The organism is Pseudomonas sp. MWU12-2345 (genome assembly GCF_023242385.1).
GTDB lineage: Bacteria > Pseudomonadota > Gammaproteobacteria > Pseudomonadales > Pseudomonadaceae > Aquipseudomonas > Aquipseudomonas gingeri_D.
Map to the genome: position 1 here is coordinate 15948 of NZ_JALLJA010000010.1, position 15803 is coordinate 31750.

At 62.8% G+C, this 15803-nt stretch carries 14 protein-coding genes; 1 reads left to right on the top strand and 13 read right to left on the bottom strand.

Annotation, left to right across the window (positions count from 1 at the left end; translation table 11 throughout):
• Nucleotides 1–8 precede the first annotated feature (8 nt).
• The 10 genes from trpE to M5C71_RS19845 form a co-directional block, all read right to left on the bottom strand.
• Nucleotides 9–1496 carry an anthranilate synthase component I gene (gene trpE, locus M5C71_RS19800; protein ID WP_103495729.1) on the bottom strand — a complete coding sequence of 496 codons (1488 nt, stop codon included), beginning with the start codon at nucleotides 1494–1496 and terminating at the stop codon, nucleotides 9–11.
• A gap of 73 nt (nucleotides 1497–1569) precedes the next feature.
• Nucleotides 1570–2388 carry a phosphoglycolate phosphatase gene (locus M5C71_RS19805; RefSeq protein WP_248768563.1) on the bottom strand — a complete coding sequence of 273 codons (819 nt, stop codon included), beginning with the start codon at nucleotides 2386–2388 and terminating at the stop codon, nucleotides 1570–1572.
• The gene (gene rpe, locus M5C71_RS19810; protein ID WP_100940512.1) at nucleotides 2385–3059 is read right to left on the bottom strand and encodes a ribulose-phosphate 3-epimerase; all 675 of its coding nucleotides are present in this window, start codon (nucleotides 3057–3059) and stop codon (nucleotides 2385–2387) included. The genes M5C71_RS19805 and rpe overlap by 4 nt, the downstream gene beginning before the upstream one ends.
• 117 nt (nucleotides 3060–3176) lie before the next feature.
• On the bottom strand, nucleotides 3177–4325 hold the full coding sequence (locus tag M5C71_RS19815; RefSeq protein ID WP_248768564.1) for an iron-containing alcohol dehydrogenase: 1149 nt from the start codon (nucleotides 4323–4325) through the stop codon (nucleotides 3177–3179).
• 110 nt (nucleotides 4326–4435) lie between these two features.
• Nucleotides 4436–5260, bottom strand: a complete 825-nt coding sequence (locus M5C71_RS19820; protein WP_103495725.1) for an ABC transporter permease — start codon at nucleotides 5258–5260, stop codon at nucleotides 4436–4438.
• Nucleotides 5261–5272: 12 nt separating this feature from the next.
• Nucleotides 5273–6520 (bottom strand): ABC transporter permease, encoded by a 1248-nt coding sequence (locus M5C71_RS19825; protein ID WP_103495724.1) that lies wholly within the window; start codon nucleotides 6518–6520, stop codon nucleotides 5273–5275.
• 83 nt (nucleotides 6521–6603) lie between these two features.
• Complete coding sequence (locus tag M5C71_RS19830; RefSeq protein WP_248746569.1) at nucleotides 6604–7644, bottom strand: ABC transporter substrate-binding protein; 1041 nt, start codon at nucleotides 7642–7644, stop codon at nucleotides 6604–6606.
• Between the two features lie 69 nt (nucleotides 7645–7713).
• On the bottom strand, nucleotides 7714–8838 hold the full coding sequence (locus tag M5C71_RS19835; protein ID WP_103495722.1) for an ABC transporter ATP-binding protein: 1125 nt from the start codon (nucleotides 8836–8838) through the stop codon (nucleotides 7714–7716).
• Between the two features lie 354 nt (nucleotides 8839–9192).
• Nucleotides 9193–9822, bottom strand: a complete 630-nt coding sequence (locus M5C71_RS19840) for a response regulator transcription factor (RefSeq protein WP_100940518.1) — start codon at nucleotides 9820–9822, stop codon at nucleotides 9193–9195.
• A gap of 40 nt (nucleotides 9823–9862) precedes the next feature.
• Nucleotides 9863–12256 carry a sensor histidine kinase gene (locus M5C71_RS19845; protein ID WP_248768565.1) on the bottom strand — a complete coding sequence of 798 codons (2394 nt, stop codon included), beginning with the start codon at nucleotides 12254–12256 and terminating at the stop codon, nucleotides 9863–9865.
• Nucleotides 12257–12328: 72 nt separating this feature from the next.
• Here M5C71_RS19845 and M5C71_RS19850 point away from each other — a divergent pair, with 72 nt between their 5' ends.
• Nucleotides 12329–13306, top strand: a complete 978-nt coding sequence (locus M5C71_RS19850) for an alpha/beta hydrolase family protein (protein WP_103495719.1) — start codon at nucleotides 12329–12331, stop codon at nucleotides 13304–13306.
• Nucleotides 13307–13316: 10 nt separating this feature from the next.
• Here the strand turns inward: M5C71_RS19850 and M5C71_RS19855 are convergent, their stop codons facing one another.
• Genes M5C71_RS19855 through M5C71_RS19865 form a run of 3 tightly spaced genes read right to left on the bottom strand, consistent with a single transcriptional unit; the run spans nucleotide 13317 to nucleotide 15783 of the window.
• A complete protein-coding gene (locus tag M5C71_RS19855; RefSeq protein ID WP_152741043.1) occupies nucleotides 13317–14084 on the bottom strand; it encodes a TerB family tellurite resistance protein in 768 nt (255 codons plus the stop codon).
• A gap of 2 nt (nucleotides 14085–14086) precedes the next feature.
• Nucleotides 14087–14761 carry an N-acetylmuramate alpha-1-phosphate uridylyltransferase MurU gene (murU, locus tag M5C71_RS19860; RefSeq protein WP_103495717.1) on the bottom strand — a complete coding sequence of 225 codons (675 nt, stop codon included), beginning with the start codon at nucleotides 14759–14761 and terminating at the stop codon, nucleotides 14087–14089.
• The gene (locus tag M5C71_RS19865; RefSeq protein ID WP_248768566.1) at nucleotides 14758–15783 is read right to left on the bottom strand and encodes a phosphotransferase; all 1026 of its coding nucleotides are present in this window, start codon (nucleotides 15781–15783) and stop codon (nucleotides 14758–14760) included. The genes murU and M5C71_RS19865 overlap by 4 nt, the downstream gene beginning before the upstream one ends.
• Between the last annotated feature and the right edge of the window lie 20 nt (nucleotides 15784–15803).

Below are 15803 nucleotides of genomic sequence, written 5' to 3' on the forward strand. Positions count from 1 at the left end.
AAAGCTCCTCAGGCGTCGGACGCGGGGGTTTGTTCAGCGAGGGCGACAGCACGGAACATCGCGCGACGCTTGTTCAGCGTTTCTTCCCACTCCAGCGCCGGCACCGAGTCGGCGACGATGCCGCCACCGGCCTGCACATGCAGCTCGCCGTCCTTGATCACCGCGGTCCGAATGGCGATGGCGGTGTCCATATTGCCGTTCCAGGCGTAGTAACCGACCGCGCCGCCATACACACCGCGCTTGACCGGCTCCAGTTCATCGATGATTTCCATCGCGCGAATCTTCGGCGCACCGGACAGCGTGCCCGCCGGCAGGATCGCGCGCAGGGCGTCCATGGACGTCAGGCCGCTCTTCAGTTGCCCGGTGACGTTGGACACGATGTGCATCACATTCGAGTAACGCTCGATCACCATCTTCTCGGTCAGCTTCACCGAACCGATCTCGGACACCCGACCGGTGTCGTTGCGGCCCAGGTCGATCAGCATCAGGTGCTCGGCGATTTCCTTGGCGTCGGACAGCAGGTCGTCTTCCAGGGCCAGGTCGGCTTCCTCGGTAGCACCCCGTGGACGGGTACCGGCGATGGGGCGGACGGTGATCAGGTTGTCTTCGACCCGCACCAGCACCTCCGGCGAACTGCCGACCACATGGAAGTCGCCGAAGTTGAAGAAGTACATGTACGGCGTCGGGTTGAAGCAGCGCAACGCCCGGTACAGGTCGATGGGCGCGGCCTTGAAATCGATGGACATGCGCTGCGACGGCACGACCTGCATGCAGTCACCGGCAAGGATGTATTCCTTGATGGTGTCGACTGCCCGCTCGTAGTCACCCTGGGTGAAACTCGAACGGAACACCGGGTCGGCGGCCGGTGGCCGGTCGAGTTCCAGGCCGCGACGCGGAATGATCGGCTGGCGCAGTTGTTCCAGCAATTCCTGCAGACGCGCCTGGCCTTGTTCGTAGGCGTTGTCCTGGGACGGATCGGCCAGGACGATGGCGTGCATCTTGCCCGCCAGGTTGTCGAAGACCACCACGGCGTCGGAAACCATCAACAGGATATCGGGTACGCCCAGTGGATCCGGGTTCGGGCATTTACCCAGACGCTTTTCCACATAACGCACACAGTCATAACCGAAGTAGCCCACCAGCCCGCCGTTGAAACGCGGCAACCCGGCGATGGTCGGCACGTTGTAGCGCGCCTTGAAGGTCTCGACGAAATCCAGCGGATCCTCGGCCTCGCAACGCTCGATCTCGACGCCGTCGTGAGTCACGCTGACCTGGTGGTCGTGCACCCGCAGCACGGTGCGGCACGGCAGGCCGATGATCGAATAACGGCCCCATTTCTCGCCGCCCTGCACCGACTCCAGCAGGTAGGAGTTGGGCTGGTCGGCCAGTTTCAGGTAGATCGACAACGGGGTATCGAAGTCGGCCAGGGTTTCGCAGGCAAGCGGGATGCGGTTGTAGCCGGCAGCGGCCAAACGCAGGAATTCTTCGCGGGTCATCATATGCCTCGTGGCTTGAGGGTCGAACAGTCAGGTATGCAAACGCGCCGCATGAGTCGCGGCCAGGATCAAGTCAGGCGCGCCAACGCCAGCGGGCCAGGGCCTTGATGACTTTCATCCAGAGTTTGCGAGTAACCACCACGATGGCGTTTCCAGGAGGGGATTGAACAGAGTCCACCGACATTAGCTCAGCGCCAGCTTCCAGGCAACCGGGAATCAGCGCCCGCAGATCGTCGATGACCAGCGCGGGCTCTTCTTCGGCGATCGGCCGGCCATGGTTGTAGCCATAGCTGAGGGCCACGCAGGTGACGCCGGCGGCCTTGGCGGCCTGCACATCACTGCGCGAGTCACCGATAAACAGGCACTGCGAGGCCGGGATACCAGTCATTTTCATCACATGGAACAGCGCCGCCGGGTCGGGCTTGCGCTGCGGCAAGGTGTCGCCGCCGATGATCAGGCGGAAAAACCGTCCCAGTTTCATTTCATCCAGCAAGGGCGCGACGAACTGCTCCGGCTTGTTGGTGATCAGGGCCATTTCCATGCCCTGCTTGTGCATCCAGCTCAGGGTTTCGTGCACGCCGGGATAGACCTGGGTCAGGTCATGACCACCGGAATAGGCCTCCATGAAGATCGCCAACGCCTGCTCGGCTTCGTCGTCGTCGACGCCCGAGTGATCGATATGACCGGCCAGCGCCCGACGTACCAGGACCAGCACGCCGTTGCCAACCCACTCGCGCACCGCGTGCAGCCCGGCCACCGGACGCCCGAGGGCGAGCAGCATTTTATCCACCGCCAGGGCCAGGTCGGGCACCGAATCCACCAGCGTCCCATCCAGATCGAACATCACCAGCTTGGGCAAACGGCCCGGAAAAAGCTGCTCGAATACGGTCATGATCGAGCCAGCGCCAGTTCGGCGCGCATTTTCTCGATGACTTCACGGTAGTCCGGGGCGTTGAAGATCGCCGAGCCGGCGACAAAGGTGTCGGCACCGGCCGCGGCGATTTCGCGGATATTGTTGACGTTCACGCCGCCGTCGATTTCCAGACGGATATCACGGCCAGAGGCATCGATCAGGGCTCGCGCTTCACGCAGCTTGTCGAGGGTGCCGGGAATGAACTTCTGCCCGCCAAAACCCGGGTTGACGCTCATCAGCAGGACCATGTCGACCTTGTCCATCACGTACTTGAGCACATCCAGGGGTGTGGCCGGGTTGAACACCAGGCCGGCCTTGCAACCGCCTTCGCGGATCAGTTGCAGGGAACGGTCGACGTGCAGCGTGGCTTCCGGGTGGAAGGTGATGTAGGTCGCACCGGCTTCGATGAAGTCGCCGACGATGCGGTCCACCGGGCTGACCATCAGGTGTGCGTCGATGGGCGCGGTGATGCCGTACTTGCGCAGTGCCGCGCAGACCATCGGGCCGATGGTCAGATTAGGCACATAGTGGTTGTCCATGACATCGAAGTGCACGAAGTCGGCTCCGGCAGCGAGCACGTTGTCCACTTCTTCACCCAGGCGGGCGAAATCGGCGGAGAGAATCGACGGAGCAATGACGAAGGGCTGCATGACGCACCTTTTTTGAGCAGAATCACGATGGCGGGCATTGTATACCGCCCGCTTTGCCCCGCCCACCGTGACCGCGACGATTGGCCATGCAAGCCTGGAATGCTTGAGCCAAAGCCCTCAGTAAGCGGCGCGGTAGATCTTTTCGATGTCCACCGCGCTCAGGCGACGGGGATTGTTGCGCATCAAACGCTCGGTAGCGGCCGCCTCCTCGGCCATGGCCGGGATCGCGTCCAGGGGTACGCCGAAGCTTGCGAGACCGGCGGGAATCTCCACCGCGGCGCACAGATCGGTCATGGCGGCGACGGCCTTGTCGGCCGCTTCGATCAGGCTCAGACCCGTGACATTGACGCCCATGGCGATGGCAATGTCACGCATGCGCTCGACACAGGCGATCTTGTTCCAGCTCATGACATAGGGCAGCAACAGGGCATTGCTGACCCCGTGGGCGATATTGAAGCGTCCGCCCAACGGATAGGCCAGGGCATGTACGGCACCGACGCCGGCATTACCGAAAGCCATCCCGGCCATCAGGCTGGCGGTGGCCATTTCCTCACGGGCCTGGAGGTTGGAGGGGTTGGCGTAGGCCTTGGGCAGCGCCGTGGCAATCAGCTTGATCGCGCCAATGGCCAGGGCATCGGTAATCGGCGAGGCATTGAGTGACAGGTAGGCTTCAATCCCGTGGACCAAGGCATCGACGCCACTGGCGGCGGTGACGCTGCGCGGGCAGGTCAGGGTCATCTGCGGACTGACCAGTGCCACATCCGGCAGCAGGTAATCGCTGACGATGCCCTTTTTCAGCTGGGCCTGCTTGTCGGAGAGAATGGCGACATTGGTCACCTCGGAGCCGGTGCCGGCGGTGGTGGGGATGGCGATCAGCGGCGGCCCCTTGCGCGGCACCTGGTCAATGCCGAACAGATCCTCCAGGGCCCCGTGATAACCGGCGTAGGCACCCACGCTTTTAGCGATGTCGATGGCGCTGCCACCGCCCAGGCCGATCAGGCCGTCGTGCCCACCGTCGCGGTAGGCCCGCATGCAGTCCTCGACAATGGCGATTTCCGGGTCGGGCAGCACACGGTCGAAGATTGCATAGGTGCGCCCACCCAGGTGAGCCAGTGCCAGCTCGACGGTCCCTGACTTGACCAGTGCGGCATCGGTCACGATCAACGGATGGTCGACATTCAGCCGGGTCAGCTCATCGGCCAATTGCTCGATGGCGCCACGGCCGGTGATCAGTTTATGGGCGATCTTGAATGAGGAAATGCTCATGCTCGCAGCCTTCTTGTCGTGATGATCAGGGCACGGGCAAGCATAACCGGGATTGGCTTCGCTCTGTCATCCAGAATGATGAATGACAGAGTCGCCAGAAGATGCCTTTATCAGACTTGGGTGGTGCGCAATTTCTCGCTGCGTCCACGCAGCCATTCCAGGGTCAGCAGCAGGATCACCGAGAAGACAATCAGCAAGGTCGCCGCCGCGGCGATGGTCGGGCTGAGATTCTCGCGAATGCCGCTGAACATCTGCCGGGGCAGGGTCGCCTGTTCGGGGCCGGCAAGGAACAGGGTCACCACCACTTCGTCGAACGAGGTCGCAAAGGCAAACAGCGCCCCGGAAATCACCCCTGGCGCGATCAGCGGCAAGGTCACCCGGCGGAACGCCGTCAGTGGCGAGGCCCCCAGGCTGGCCGCGGCGCGTACCAGGTTGTGATTGAAACCCTGCAAGGTCGCCGACACAGTGATGATCACAAAGGGCACGCCCAACACCGCATGCACCACGATCAACGAGAAGAAACTGTTACCCAGCCCCAGGGGAGCGAAGAACAGGTAGCTGGCCACACCGATGATCACCACCGGCACCACCATGGGCGAGATCACCAGGGCCATCACCAGCGGCTTGCCCGGGAAATCGCCCCGGGTCAGGCCGATCGCCGCCAGGGTCCCGAAGACCATTGCCAGCGCCGTGGCCGCCGGAGCGACGATGATGCTGTTGCGCAAGGCCCGCATCCACTCCGCCGAGGCGAAGAAGTCCTGATACCAGTGCAGCGAGAAGCCTTGCAGCGGATAGACGAGGAAACTGCCCGAGTTGAACGACAGCGGGATGATCACCAGCACCGGCAGGATCAGGAACAGCAGGATCAGCCCGCACAGGGTGCGCAAACTGTAGAACCAGACCCGCTCGACGGGCGACATGTAGGGACTCAGCATTTCTTATTCTCCTTAGCTCAGGCGCAGGCGGCTGGCGCCCACCAACCGGCTGTAAATCAGGTACAGGACCACGGTCGCCAGCAGCAGCAGGCCACCCAGGGCGGTCGCCATGCCCCAGTTGATGCTGGTGTTGGTGTAGAAGGCGACGAAGTAGCTGACCATCTGGTCGTTCGGGCTACCGAGCAGGGCCGGGGTGATGTAGTAACCAATCGCCAGGATGAATACCAGCAGGCAACCCGCGCCCACGCCGGCATAGGTCTGCGGGAAGTACACCCGCCAGAAGCTGGCGAACGGATGACAGCCCAGGGAGATTGCCGCGCGCATATAGGTCGGCGAGATGCCCTTCATCACGCTGTAGATCGGCAGGATCATGAACGGCAGCAGGATGTGCACCATGGAGATGTAGACGCCGGTGCGGTTGAACACCAACTCGAGCGGCTTGTCGATCACCCCCATGGCCATCAACGCGCTATTGATCAGGCCACCGGACTGCAACAGCACGATCCAGGCCGCGACCCGCACCAGGATCGAAGTCCAGAACGGCAGCAGCACGAGGATCATCAACAGGTTGCTCTGCCGCGACGGCAGGTTCGCCAGCAGGTAGGCCAGCGGGTAGGCCAGCACCAGGCAGATGGCGGTGATCACCAGGCCCATCCAGAAGGTGCGGGCAAAGATATCGAGGTAGATCGCCTGGTCCGGGGTGGCCGGGGCCAGTTCGCCGAGGTCATCGATCCGATGGTCGACGGCCGCCAGCAGGTAATAAGGGGTGATGCTGCTGGTATTGCGCCGGATCGCCTGCCAGTACGCCGGATCACCCCAGCGTTCGTCGAGGGCTTCCAGGGCTTCTTTATAGGAGGCCGGTTCGGTCTTGAACGGCAGGGCGCGCGCGGTCTTGGTCAACAGGCTGCGATAGCCGGCCAGTTCCATGTTCAGGCGCTTGGACAAATCGCCCAGGGTCTGATTCTTGCGGGCGTCGCCGAGGTCTTCGCTCAAGGCCTTGTAGACCGGCTCGCCGGGAAGGCTCTTGCCGTCCCAGGCGGCGACGGCGACCACGGTGCGCGGCATGGCGCCGACCACTTCCGGGTTACCGACACTTTTATAGAGCAGCGCCACGATGGGCACCAGGAACACCAGCAACAGAAACAGCACCAGCGGTGCAATCAAGGCCTGGGCCTTCCAGCGGTTGACCCGCTCGGCACGCGCCAGGCGCTGCTTCAAGGTGGGACTGGTGACCTCGTTCAGAGGAACGGTGAGGGCCATGGCGAACTCCGGAATTCTTTTATTGTTACAGCGGGCGGTGTCGCGTTGCCGCGCACCGCCCGCTGTTCTTGGGACCTGCTGTGTTACTTGGCAGCCCAGGCGTTGAAGCGCTGTTCCAGCTGCTCACCGTTATCCGCCCAGAAGGCAACGTCGATCTGCACCTGGTTGGCGATGTTTTCCGGGGTGGTCGGCATGTCTTTCAGGATGGCTTTATCGAGCAACGGGACCGCCTGGATGTTGGCCGGGCCGTAGGCGATGTTTTCCGAGTAGACCTTCTGCTGCTGCGGCATCACCGAGAAGGCGATGAATTTCTTCGCCGCTTCAAGACGCTCGCCCTTCAGGCCTTTTGGAATCGCCCAGGCGTCGAAGTCATAGACGCCGCCGTTCCAGACCACTTTCAGGTTGCTTTCTTTCTGTACCGCGGCGATCCGGCCGTTGTAGGCCGAGCTCATCACCACGTCGCCGGAGGCGAGGTACTGCGGCGGCTGTGCACCGGCTTCCCACCACTGGATATTCGGCTTCAGCTCGTCGAGCTTCTTGAACGCACGATCCTGGCCATCCTTGCCGGCCAGTACCTTGTAGACGTCTTTCGGCGCCACGCCATCAGCCATCAAGGCGAATTCCAGGGTGTACTTGGCGCCCTTGCGCAGGCCACGCTTGCCGGGGAATTTCTTGGTGTCCCAGAAATCCGCCCAGCTGGTCGGTGCACTGCTCACTTTGTCAGCGTTGTAGGCCAGTACCGTCGACCAGACAAAGAAGCCCACGCCGCAAGGCTGGATGGCGCCCTTGACGTAATCTTCGCCCTTGCCGAACAGCGCCGGGTCGAGGGGTTCGAACATGTCTTCGTCGCAACCGCGGGACAGTTCCGGCGACTCGACCTCTACCAGGTCCCAGGACACGCTCTTGGTGTCGACCATGGCCTTGACCTTGGCCATTTCACCGTTGTACTCGCCGGCCACGATCTTGCCCTTGCCCGCCGCCTCCCACGGCGCATAGAACGCCTTGACCTGTGCGGCCTTGTTCGCGCCACCAAAGGACACCACGGTCAGGTCGGGCCCCGCCATGGCATTTGCCGCGCACATCAGCCCAAGGGTCAGGGCGCTGAATTTCAGGGATTTAAGCATTTATTCTTCTCTCCACAGTGCAGGTTGGTGAAGCACGGGGCGATGGATTCGCCTCTTGGGTTACCGCGATCAACTGGCGTCCAGTAACGGATCGAGCGCGCGAACGTGCTCCACTTGCCAGCCGATAGGTACGACGTCGCCGACCGCCAGGGCTGGGTCCAGCTCGGCAATGGGCTGTTTCACGAAAAAGTCGGTCTTGCCGCAGACTTCCAGGCGCACGCGCACGTGGTCGCCCAGATAGATGAACTCGGCCACGCGGCCCGAGAAGCGGTTGACGCAAGACTCGCTGGAGCCATTGAGGCTGATGCGTTCCGGACGGATCGACAGGGTCACCGGCTCGCCGGTCTTGCCGACGTTCACCGCCAGTGCCTCGACCTTCTCACCACGGCCGAGCTCGACCACGCAGCGATCACCGCTGTGACTGTGCAGGCGGCCGTTGAGGCGGTTGTTCTCGCCGATAAAGTTGGCGACGAAGGTGTTCTTCGGTTCTTCGTAGAGGGTGCGCGGCGGCGCGATCTGCTGGATCTCGCCCTGGTGGAACACCGCCACGCGGTCGGACATGGTCAGGGCTTCGCCCTGGTCGTGGGTCACGTAGACCACGGTCACGCCGAGGCGCTGGTGCAGGTGCTTGATTTCCATCTGCATGTGTTCGCGCAACTGTTTGTCCAGTGCACCGAGGGGTTCGTCCATCAGCACCAGTTGGGGCTCGAACACCAGGGCCCGGGCCAACGCCACCCGCTGCTGCTGGCCACCGGACAACTGCGCCGGGTAGCGCTGGGCGAACTTGTCGAGCTGGACCATGCCCAGCACCCGCTTGACCCGCTCGCTGACGTCGGTCTTGCTCAAACCGCGCACGGTCAACGGGAACGCCAGGTTCTCGGCGACGGTCATGTGCGGGAACAGGGCGTAGTTCTGGAACACCATGCCGATGTCGCGTTTGTGCGGTGGGACATTGTTGATGGAGCGGCCGGCCAGCAGGATCTCGCCGGCGGTCGGGGTTTCGAACCCGGCCAGCATCATCAGGCTGGTGGTCTTGCCAGAACCGGAAGGCCCGAGCAGGGTCAGGAATTCGCCCTTGCGAATGTCCAGGTTGAGGTCTTTGACGATCAGGTTCTCACCGTCGTAGCTTTTCTGTACGCCACGAAAGCTGACCAGTACATCGTTCGCCCCAGCGCTTGAATCAACCTCGCTCATACCCTCACCTTTTTGTTTTGGACTGCCGTGGGGCTAAGCCTAGTGAAGGCTGATGGCAGCGCAAATCGGGGGGCGGGAGAGATTGTCCTCAGCCGTCTGGAAGAATTGGGGTAGGGATTGCCCTACAAGGATGGCGGGATTGGATAAGCCCATGAAGCGCTCTCGACGGAGAGGCCCGGAACATCGTCAGACGACCATCCAAGGCTGTCGCAAATGGATATGTGCATACCTGTTTTTGTAGGAGCGAGCTTGCTCGCGATGGTGACCCAGGCTCCGCGGGGCATCAGACTTCCCGCGTTATCGTTAACGTCCATCGCGAGCAAGCTCGCTCCTACAAGGTCAGGGAATTCCGCCTCAGAGCAACTTGTGCTCCATCGCGTATTTCACCAGTTCGGCCAGGGAGGTGATGTTGAGCTTCTGCATCAACCGCGCCTTGTGGGTGCTGATGGTCTTGCTGCTCAGGGCCAGTTGCTGGGCGATGTCGTTGACGTTGGCGCCCTGGGCCAGGCGCTCGAATACCGAAAACTCGCGCTCCGAGAGCAAGGCGTGCAGTGGTCGCGAATCGGTCAGGCCGACTTCGAAGACCATGCGGTCGGCCAGGTCCGGGTCAATGTAGCGACCGCCGGCCGCGACCTTGCGGATCGCCGTCAGCAACAGCGCCGGATCGCTGTCCTTGGTCGCATAGCCGGCGGCACCGACCTTGAGGGCCCGAGCCGCCATCTGCGCCTCGTCGTGCATGGACAGCACCAGGATCGCCGGGGGATTGTTCAACGCGCGAATCCGCGGGATGGCCTCCAGGCCGTTGACACCCGGCATCGAGATATCCAGCAGGACCACTTCGCAGGGCGTATGGCGCAGGACTTCGAGCAGTTGTTCGCCATTGCTGGCCTCCCCCACCACGGACAGGTCCTTGGCCAGACCGATCAACTGCTTGATGCCCTCGCGGACAATGGTGTGGTCTTCGGCTACCAGTACGCGGATCAATGTTATCTCCCGGTTGAATCAGTTGAACCGCTATCAAGGCCTACACGTCCAACGGCACCCGTGCGCTGAGGGTCGTCCCCTCACCCACCACGCTTTCCAGGCGCAACGTGCCGCCGAGCATCAATACCCGCTCACGCATGCCGACCACTCCAAAGGAGGTCGGCCTGCCGCTGGCGGAGACGAATCCTACGCCATCATCACTGATGGTCAGGCATAAATCCTCGCCCTCAACGGTCAGTGTCAGCTCGACAGTATGCGCCTGGGCATGGCGCATGACGTTGGTCAGCGCTTCCTGGAGGATACGAAACAGGCCAATGGCCTTTGCATCACTGAGGGCCGGCAGATGCTCCGGCACTTGCACCAGGCAGGGAATCTGCGTCCGCCCCTCGAACCGCCGGGCCTGCCATTCGATGGCCGAGGCAATGCCGGCATCGAGAATCGGTGGGCGCAAGGCCGTCGCCACATCCCGGACCAGTTGGAACAGTTGAGCAATCAGCTTCTTCATGCTGTTGAGCCGATCATTCAGGCCGGGATCGAGCTGAGCATAGGCCAGTTCGCACATGGACGTTTCCAGCTTGAGCACCGTCAGCATCTGCCCCAGTTCGTCGTGAACCTCCCGGGCGATACGGGCCTTTTCCTCTTCACGGACGCTTTCCAGGTGGGCCGACAGCTCGCGCAGCTGTTCGCGGGACGCCGCCAGTTCCAGCTCGATGCGCTTGCTCTCGCTGATATCCCAGACGATACCGTCCCAGACCACGCTGCCATCCTCCAGCCGACGGCTGATGGCCTTGATCTCGGCCCAGCGCTGGCGGCCTTCGCGGGTCATGATCCGGCCTTGCCAGGACCAGTCGCTGTCCGCCTCCAGCGCCCGATCCTGGGTCTGGTGGTAACCGGCCTTGTCCTCCGGATGCACCAGGCTGCGCAAGCCGATCTCCTGCCGGCGCAGGGTCGCCGGGGCATAGCCCACCAGACTCTCGCTGCCTTCGCTGATATAGGGAAAATGCAGCTCGCCGGTCAACGGTACACGCTCCAGTCGGAACACCAAGCCCGGCACATTGGCGGCGATTGCCTTCAAACGCGCTTCGCTTTCCTGGGCTGACGCCAGCGCACGGCGGCGCTCGGTGACGTCGTTGAGGTAGACCACCAGGTATTCGCCCTCGCGAAAACGCAGGAAGCTCAACGACACATCGGCCGGCAGGATGCTGCCATCGGCGCGAACGCATTGGGTTTCCAGACTTTGCGGGCCTTCCTCGCTAGCCCGGGCACGCTTCCACAGGTTCAGCCAGCGGTCCATGTTCAGGTTCGGATCGAAGTCGATCAAGGGGCGGTCGAACACCGCGCCCGGCGGATAACCGAGCATCTCTTCCGCCGCCCGGTTGGCATAACGGACATGACTGTCCCAGTTGACCCAGAGAATCCCCACCGTGCTCTGGTCGATGGAAAACTGGGTCAGGCGCAGGGCTTCTTCACTCGCCTCACGTCGGGCGAGGGCTTCCCGGGCGGCGAGCAGCTCATGCTCCAGGCTGTGCTGCTGGCGACGCAGCCAGAAGATGATGGCCAGGCCCGCGAACAACAACACCGCCAGCAGCAGACAGAGGTTTTGCCAGAAGCCCGGTGACTCCGTCAGGCGCGGGTACTTCGGTTGCAGCCAGCGGGCATGCAGTTGCTCCAGATCCCGCGCCGGGATCGCATGCAGAGCCTTCTCCACAACCCCCGCCAGTTCCGGCCAGTCGCGCCGTGTCGCCACTCGCAGTAGCTGCGGCAAGCCGATATCGCCGACCACTGCCAGCCCGGCAAACTCTTCTTCGTTGGACAGGCGACTGAGCTGCGCCTCATCGATCACCGCGTAGCGAGCCTGCTGGCTTGTCAATAATTGCAGGGCCTGGCGCTCCAGCGGCACACCCTGCAGATTGAGATTGGGGTAGGTGTTGCGCAGGTAATCGGCGACCGTACTGGGCATGCGCACGGCCACGCGGGTCTGGCTGTCGAGTTTTTCCAGCTCCACGGCGCCGGCGCCGTTGCGTTCGCCCACCACCAGTTGCGGTACACGCATATAAGGATCGGAGAACAGCCACAGGCGCAGCCCCGCCGGGGTCTGGGTCAGCCCCGGTGCGAGGTCGATCTCGCCTTCGCGCAAGGCTTTTTCCAGTTGCGTCTGATCGGGAAAGTTACGCCAGGTCAGTTCGACATCGAGGCTCTTGGCCACCCAGGCCATCAGTTCCACATTGGCCCCGGACAAGCGCTGCAGCCGACGGTCGTATTGCGCATACGGCGCCTGCAGGACCAGACCGACCCGCAACTCGTGGTGCTGGTCGAGCCACTCGCGCTGCTCGCCGGACAAGACAACCCCTTGCCCATGGGAAGCAGGCGCCGCCCAGGCAATCAAGGGAAAACACAAACAGCCGATAACCCACAGGCAGCAAAACCGTATCATTCGACGCTCACACACTGACAAATGCTGACCAACCCATTAGGCTGCCAGGATGACTCTGGCCTGGAAAATTCGATGCCTCTTCTCTACCGCCTGGCACTGCCCGCGCTGTGCCTGTCGCTGATACTACCTTGTGCCGCGCCCGTCATGGCCGCCGACCCGGCGCAGAAGCCCGCCGAAAAGCCGGTGGAGCGCCAGCCCCTGCTCGAGCGTAGCCAGGAAGACGCGACCGCGCTGGAACGCCAATTGCCCCAGCAGGAACAACAGCAACTGCAAGCCGGCGGCGACAGTTTCCTGGCCTTGTGGAAACCGGCCAACACGCCTTCGCCCCTGGGCGCGGTGATCCTGATTCCCGGTGCCGGCGAAACCGCTGACTGGCCCCAGGCAATCGGCCCGTTGCGGCGCAAGTTCCCGGATGCCCAGTGGAGCAGCCTGAGCCTGACCCTGCCGGACCTGCAAAGCGACGCGATCCAGCCACGGGTGGACGAAGCGCCCAAGGCACCGGCGGCGACCGCCAGCAACAGCAAGGACGCCAGCACCACGGCCAAGCCCATCGAACAGGCGGCCAGCGCCGAAGCCGAGGTGGTCGACCAGGCCGCCGCGCAAACCGCTGAAGATCAGCTGAAGGCCGACGCGGAACGGATCTTCGCACGAATCGACGCGGCGATTGCCTACGCCAAACAGCAAAATGCCCGCAGCGTGGTCCTCCTGGGCCATGGCACCGGCGCTTACTGGGCGGCCCGCTACATGAGCGAGAAGCCTTCGCCGCAGATCCAGAAACTGCTGTTGGTGGCCGCACAGACGCCGACTACTGCGCCACAGAACCTAGCCCAGATCACCCCCGGACTGAAACTGGCGACGGCGGATTTCTTCTACCAGGACCGGCCGCTGGATCGCAAAGCCGCACTGGAGCGGTTGCAGGCCAGCAAGCGGCAGAAAACCACAAGCTACAACCAGATCGCGCTGAAGGCCCTGCCGGGCAATGCCGGGCAGGAACAGTTATTCCGGCGCATCCGTGGCTGGTTGAACCCGCAGGATGTGGGCGGTCTCTGAAACGTAGCACCTAACGGAAATCCCTGCGCTCGCGAATCAGCACATAGGCATTGTGCAAATCGCGGGTTTTTTCCGTGGCCTCGCGCACTTGTAGAGGCGTGGCACCACTGCCCGCGATCTTGTCCGGGTGGTGGCGACTGAGCAGGCGCCGATACGCCCGCTTGATTTGCGCCGGCTCACTGTTGGCCGCCACGCCCAGTAACACCAGCGCCTCCTCATAAGTCCCGGTCGTGTTCGACAGCACCTTGCGCCCCGGCTCGTAGTCATGGGCCAGGGCCTGGACCTGATGACTGGTCCAACCCAGCCATTTGCCCCAGAGCATGATCAACTCACGCTCCGTCGTCCCGACCCGACCGTCGGCCCAGACCATTCGCCAGCACGCCCGCAAAACGCCTTCGGCGGCATGGGGCTGGGCCTTCAGGTGATTCAGGTAGCCGCGCAGTCGATCATTCCCCGACTTGCCCCGGTTGAACGCGGCAATCGCCCGGCGCCGCGCCGCATCAGCCATATCCAGTTGACGCATTTCCTCGCGCGCCTGCTGGATATGTCCGTCGACCACCTGCCCATCGCTCTTGGCCAGTCGCCCCAGCAAGACAAACAGCAATTCATCGTTGCGTAACGCCGGCTTGCCCCCCAGGCGCTCGCGCAAATGGGCAAGGCTGTGCAATTGCAGGCGCCGATCCAGCGCCTGCCCGAGTAACGCGCCCAACATGGCCCCCGGAATACTGGCGATCGCAAAACCCGCCCCGGCTCCAATCAGAGTCCCTGGCCACAACATAATCAGTGTCTCTCTTTCAACAATTGCTCGACTTGCGCCAGGCGCTCCACGGTGCCGACATCCACCCAGTGTCCGTGCATGTGCTCTCCACTCACCAGCCCCCGCGCCATCGCCTCGCGCCACAACGGCGCGATCTTGAAGGCGCCGTCCGAGCAGGCGGCAAACAGTTGCGGGTGCAGGACTGAAATACCGCTGTAGGTCAGCTTCTCGCCCAGCGCCCCACCGTCATGCAGTTGGCCGTCGAGCAGGTTGAAGTCGCCCCCGGCCGGGTGGTGTGGCGGATTGTCGACCATGACCAGATGCGCCAGACCGGCAATCGGCCGACGTAGCGAAGCAAAGTCATAGTCAGTCCAGATGTCGCCATTGACCACCAGGAAGGGCTCATCACCCAACAGCGGCAACGCACGGAAGATACCACCACCGGTTTCCAGCGGCTCCCCCTCGGGCGAATAGGCGATGCTCAGGCCATAGCGGGAACCGTCGCCGAGGTAGTCTTCGATCTGCTGTCCCAACCAGGCGTGGTTGATCACCACCTCCTTGAACCCGGCGGCCGCCAGCGCCCGCAGGTGATAGTCGATCAGCGGCGTGCCGTTGGCACGGATCAGCGGCTTGGGGGTGTGCAAGGTCAACGGACGCATCCGCTCGCCTTTGCCGGCAGCCAGGATCATTGCCTTCATACCTCGGCCCCCACCGGCCGACGCAGGCTGGCCAGCAACTCGCCCAGTTCGGCCAGCTCCGGACGGCGCGCTACCACCGCTTCTATATAAGCGAAGAAGCGCGGTACATCGGCCAGGTAACGTGGCTTGCCGTCACGATGGCAGATGCGCGCAAAGATCCCGATCACTTTCAGATGACGTTGCACGCCCATCAGGTCGCTGGCCCGGAGGAATTCCTCGAAATCGGCCTGTACCGCGATACCGGCACCTGTCGCCTTCTGCCAATAATCCTGCAGCCAACCACGTACCCGGGCCTCGGGCCAACTGAGGAAGGCGTCCTTGAACAGGCAGGTGATGTCGTAGGTCACCGGCCCATAGACCGCATCCTGGAAATCCAGCACACCAGGGTTGGGCTCGCTGGCCATCAGGTTGCGCGGCATATAGTCACGGTGCACCAGCACTTTCGGCTGGGCCAGGGCGCTGTCGATCAGCCGGTCGCTGACTCGTTGCCACATCGCCAACTGCGCGGGATCGAAAGCGCGGCCCAGCTCATGCCCGACGTACCACTCGGGAAACAGCTCCAGCTCACGGCGCAGCAAGGCCACGTCATAACTCGGCAGTTCGCTGTCCATCGGCAGTTGCTGGAAAGCCAGCAAGGCGTCGATGGCATCGGCGAACAACCCATCGGCGTTGTCGCTGTCGATCACGTCCAGATAGGTCTGGTTGCCCAGGTCATGGAGCAAAAGAAAACCGTTTTCCAGATCCTGCGCGTGAATTTTCGGCACGTTGATTCCGGATTTCGCCAGCAAATGGGCGATATCCACGAAGGGTTTGCAGTTTTCCCGGGGTGGCGGGGCATCCATGACGATCAAACTACGGCCCCCGCCCTCCCAGCGGAAGTAGCGTCGAAAACTCGCGTCACTGCTGGCCGCGGTCAACGTAGCCGGGGGGATGGTGCCCCAGCCTTCGCCCAGAAAGAGCGTTTCCAACTGCCGATCCAGCCAAACTTTCAGGTGTTGCAAGCGTACATCTTGGTCAGGCATTACATGGGTCTCCGACGACG

Excerpts from the sequence above, each read along its gene's own strand:
- trpE (WP_103495729.1), bottom strand. The coding sequence starts at position 1,496 with ATGACCCGCGAAGAATTCCTGCGTTTGGCCGCTGCCGGCTACAACCGC.
- M5C71_RS19805 (WP_248768563.1), bottom strand. The coding sequence starts at position 2,388 with ATGACCGTATTCGAGCAGCTTTTTCCGGGCCGTTTGCCCAAGCTGGTG.
- rpe (WP_100940512.1), bottom strand. The coding sequence starts at position 3,059 with ATGCAGCCCTTCGTCATTGCTCCGTCGATTCTCTCCGCCGATTTCGCC.
- M5C71_RS19815 (WP_248768564.1), bottom strand. The coding sequence starts at position 4,325 with ATGAGCATTTCCTCATTCAAGATCGCCCATAAACTGATCACCGGCCGT.
- M5C71_RS19820 (WP_103495725.1), bottom strand. The coding sequence starts at position 5,260 with ATGCTGAGTCCCTACATGTCGCCCGTCGAGCGGGTCTGGTTCTACAGT.
- M5C71_RS19825 (WP_103495724.1), bottom strand. The coding sequence starts at position 6,520 with ATGGCCCTCACCGTTCCTCTGAACGAGGTCACCAGTCCCACCTTGAAG.
- M5C71_RS19830 (WP_248746569.1), bottom strand. The coding sequence starts at position 7,644 with ATGCTTAAATCCCTGAAATTCAGCGCCCTGACCCTTGGGCTGATGTGC.
- M5C71_RS19835 (WP_103495722.1), bottom strand. The coding sequence starts at position 8,838 with ATGAGCGAGGTTGATTCAAGCGCTGGGGCGAACGATGTACTGGTCAGC.
- M5C71_RS19845 (WP_248768565.1), bottom strand. The coding sequence starts at position 12,256 with ATGATACGGTTTTGCTGCCTGTGGGTTATCGGCTGTTTGTGTTTTCCC.
- M5C71_RS19850 (WP_103495719.1), top strand. The coding sequence starts at position 12,329 with ATGCCTCTTCTCTACCGCCTGGCACTGCCCGCGCTGTGCCTGTCGCTG.
- M5C71_RS19855 (WP_152741043.1), bottom strand. The coding sequence starts at position 14,084 with ATGTTGTGGCCAGGGACTCTGATTGGAGCCGGGGCGGGTTTTGCGATC.
- murU (WP_103495717.1), bottom strand. The coding sequence starts at position 14,761 with ATGAAGGCAATGATCCTGGCTGCCGGCAAAGGCGAGCGGATGCGTCCG.
- M5C71_RS19865 (WP_248768566.1), bottom strand. The coding sequence starts at position 15,783 with ATGCCTGACCAAGATGTACGCTTGCAACACCTGAAAGTTTGGCTGGAT.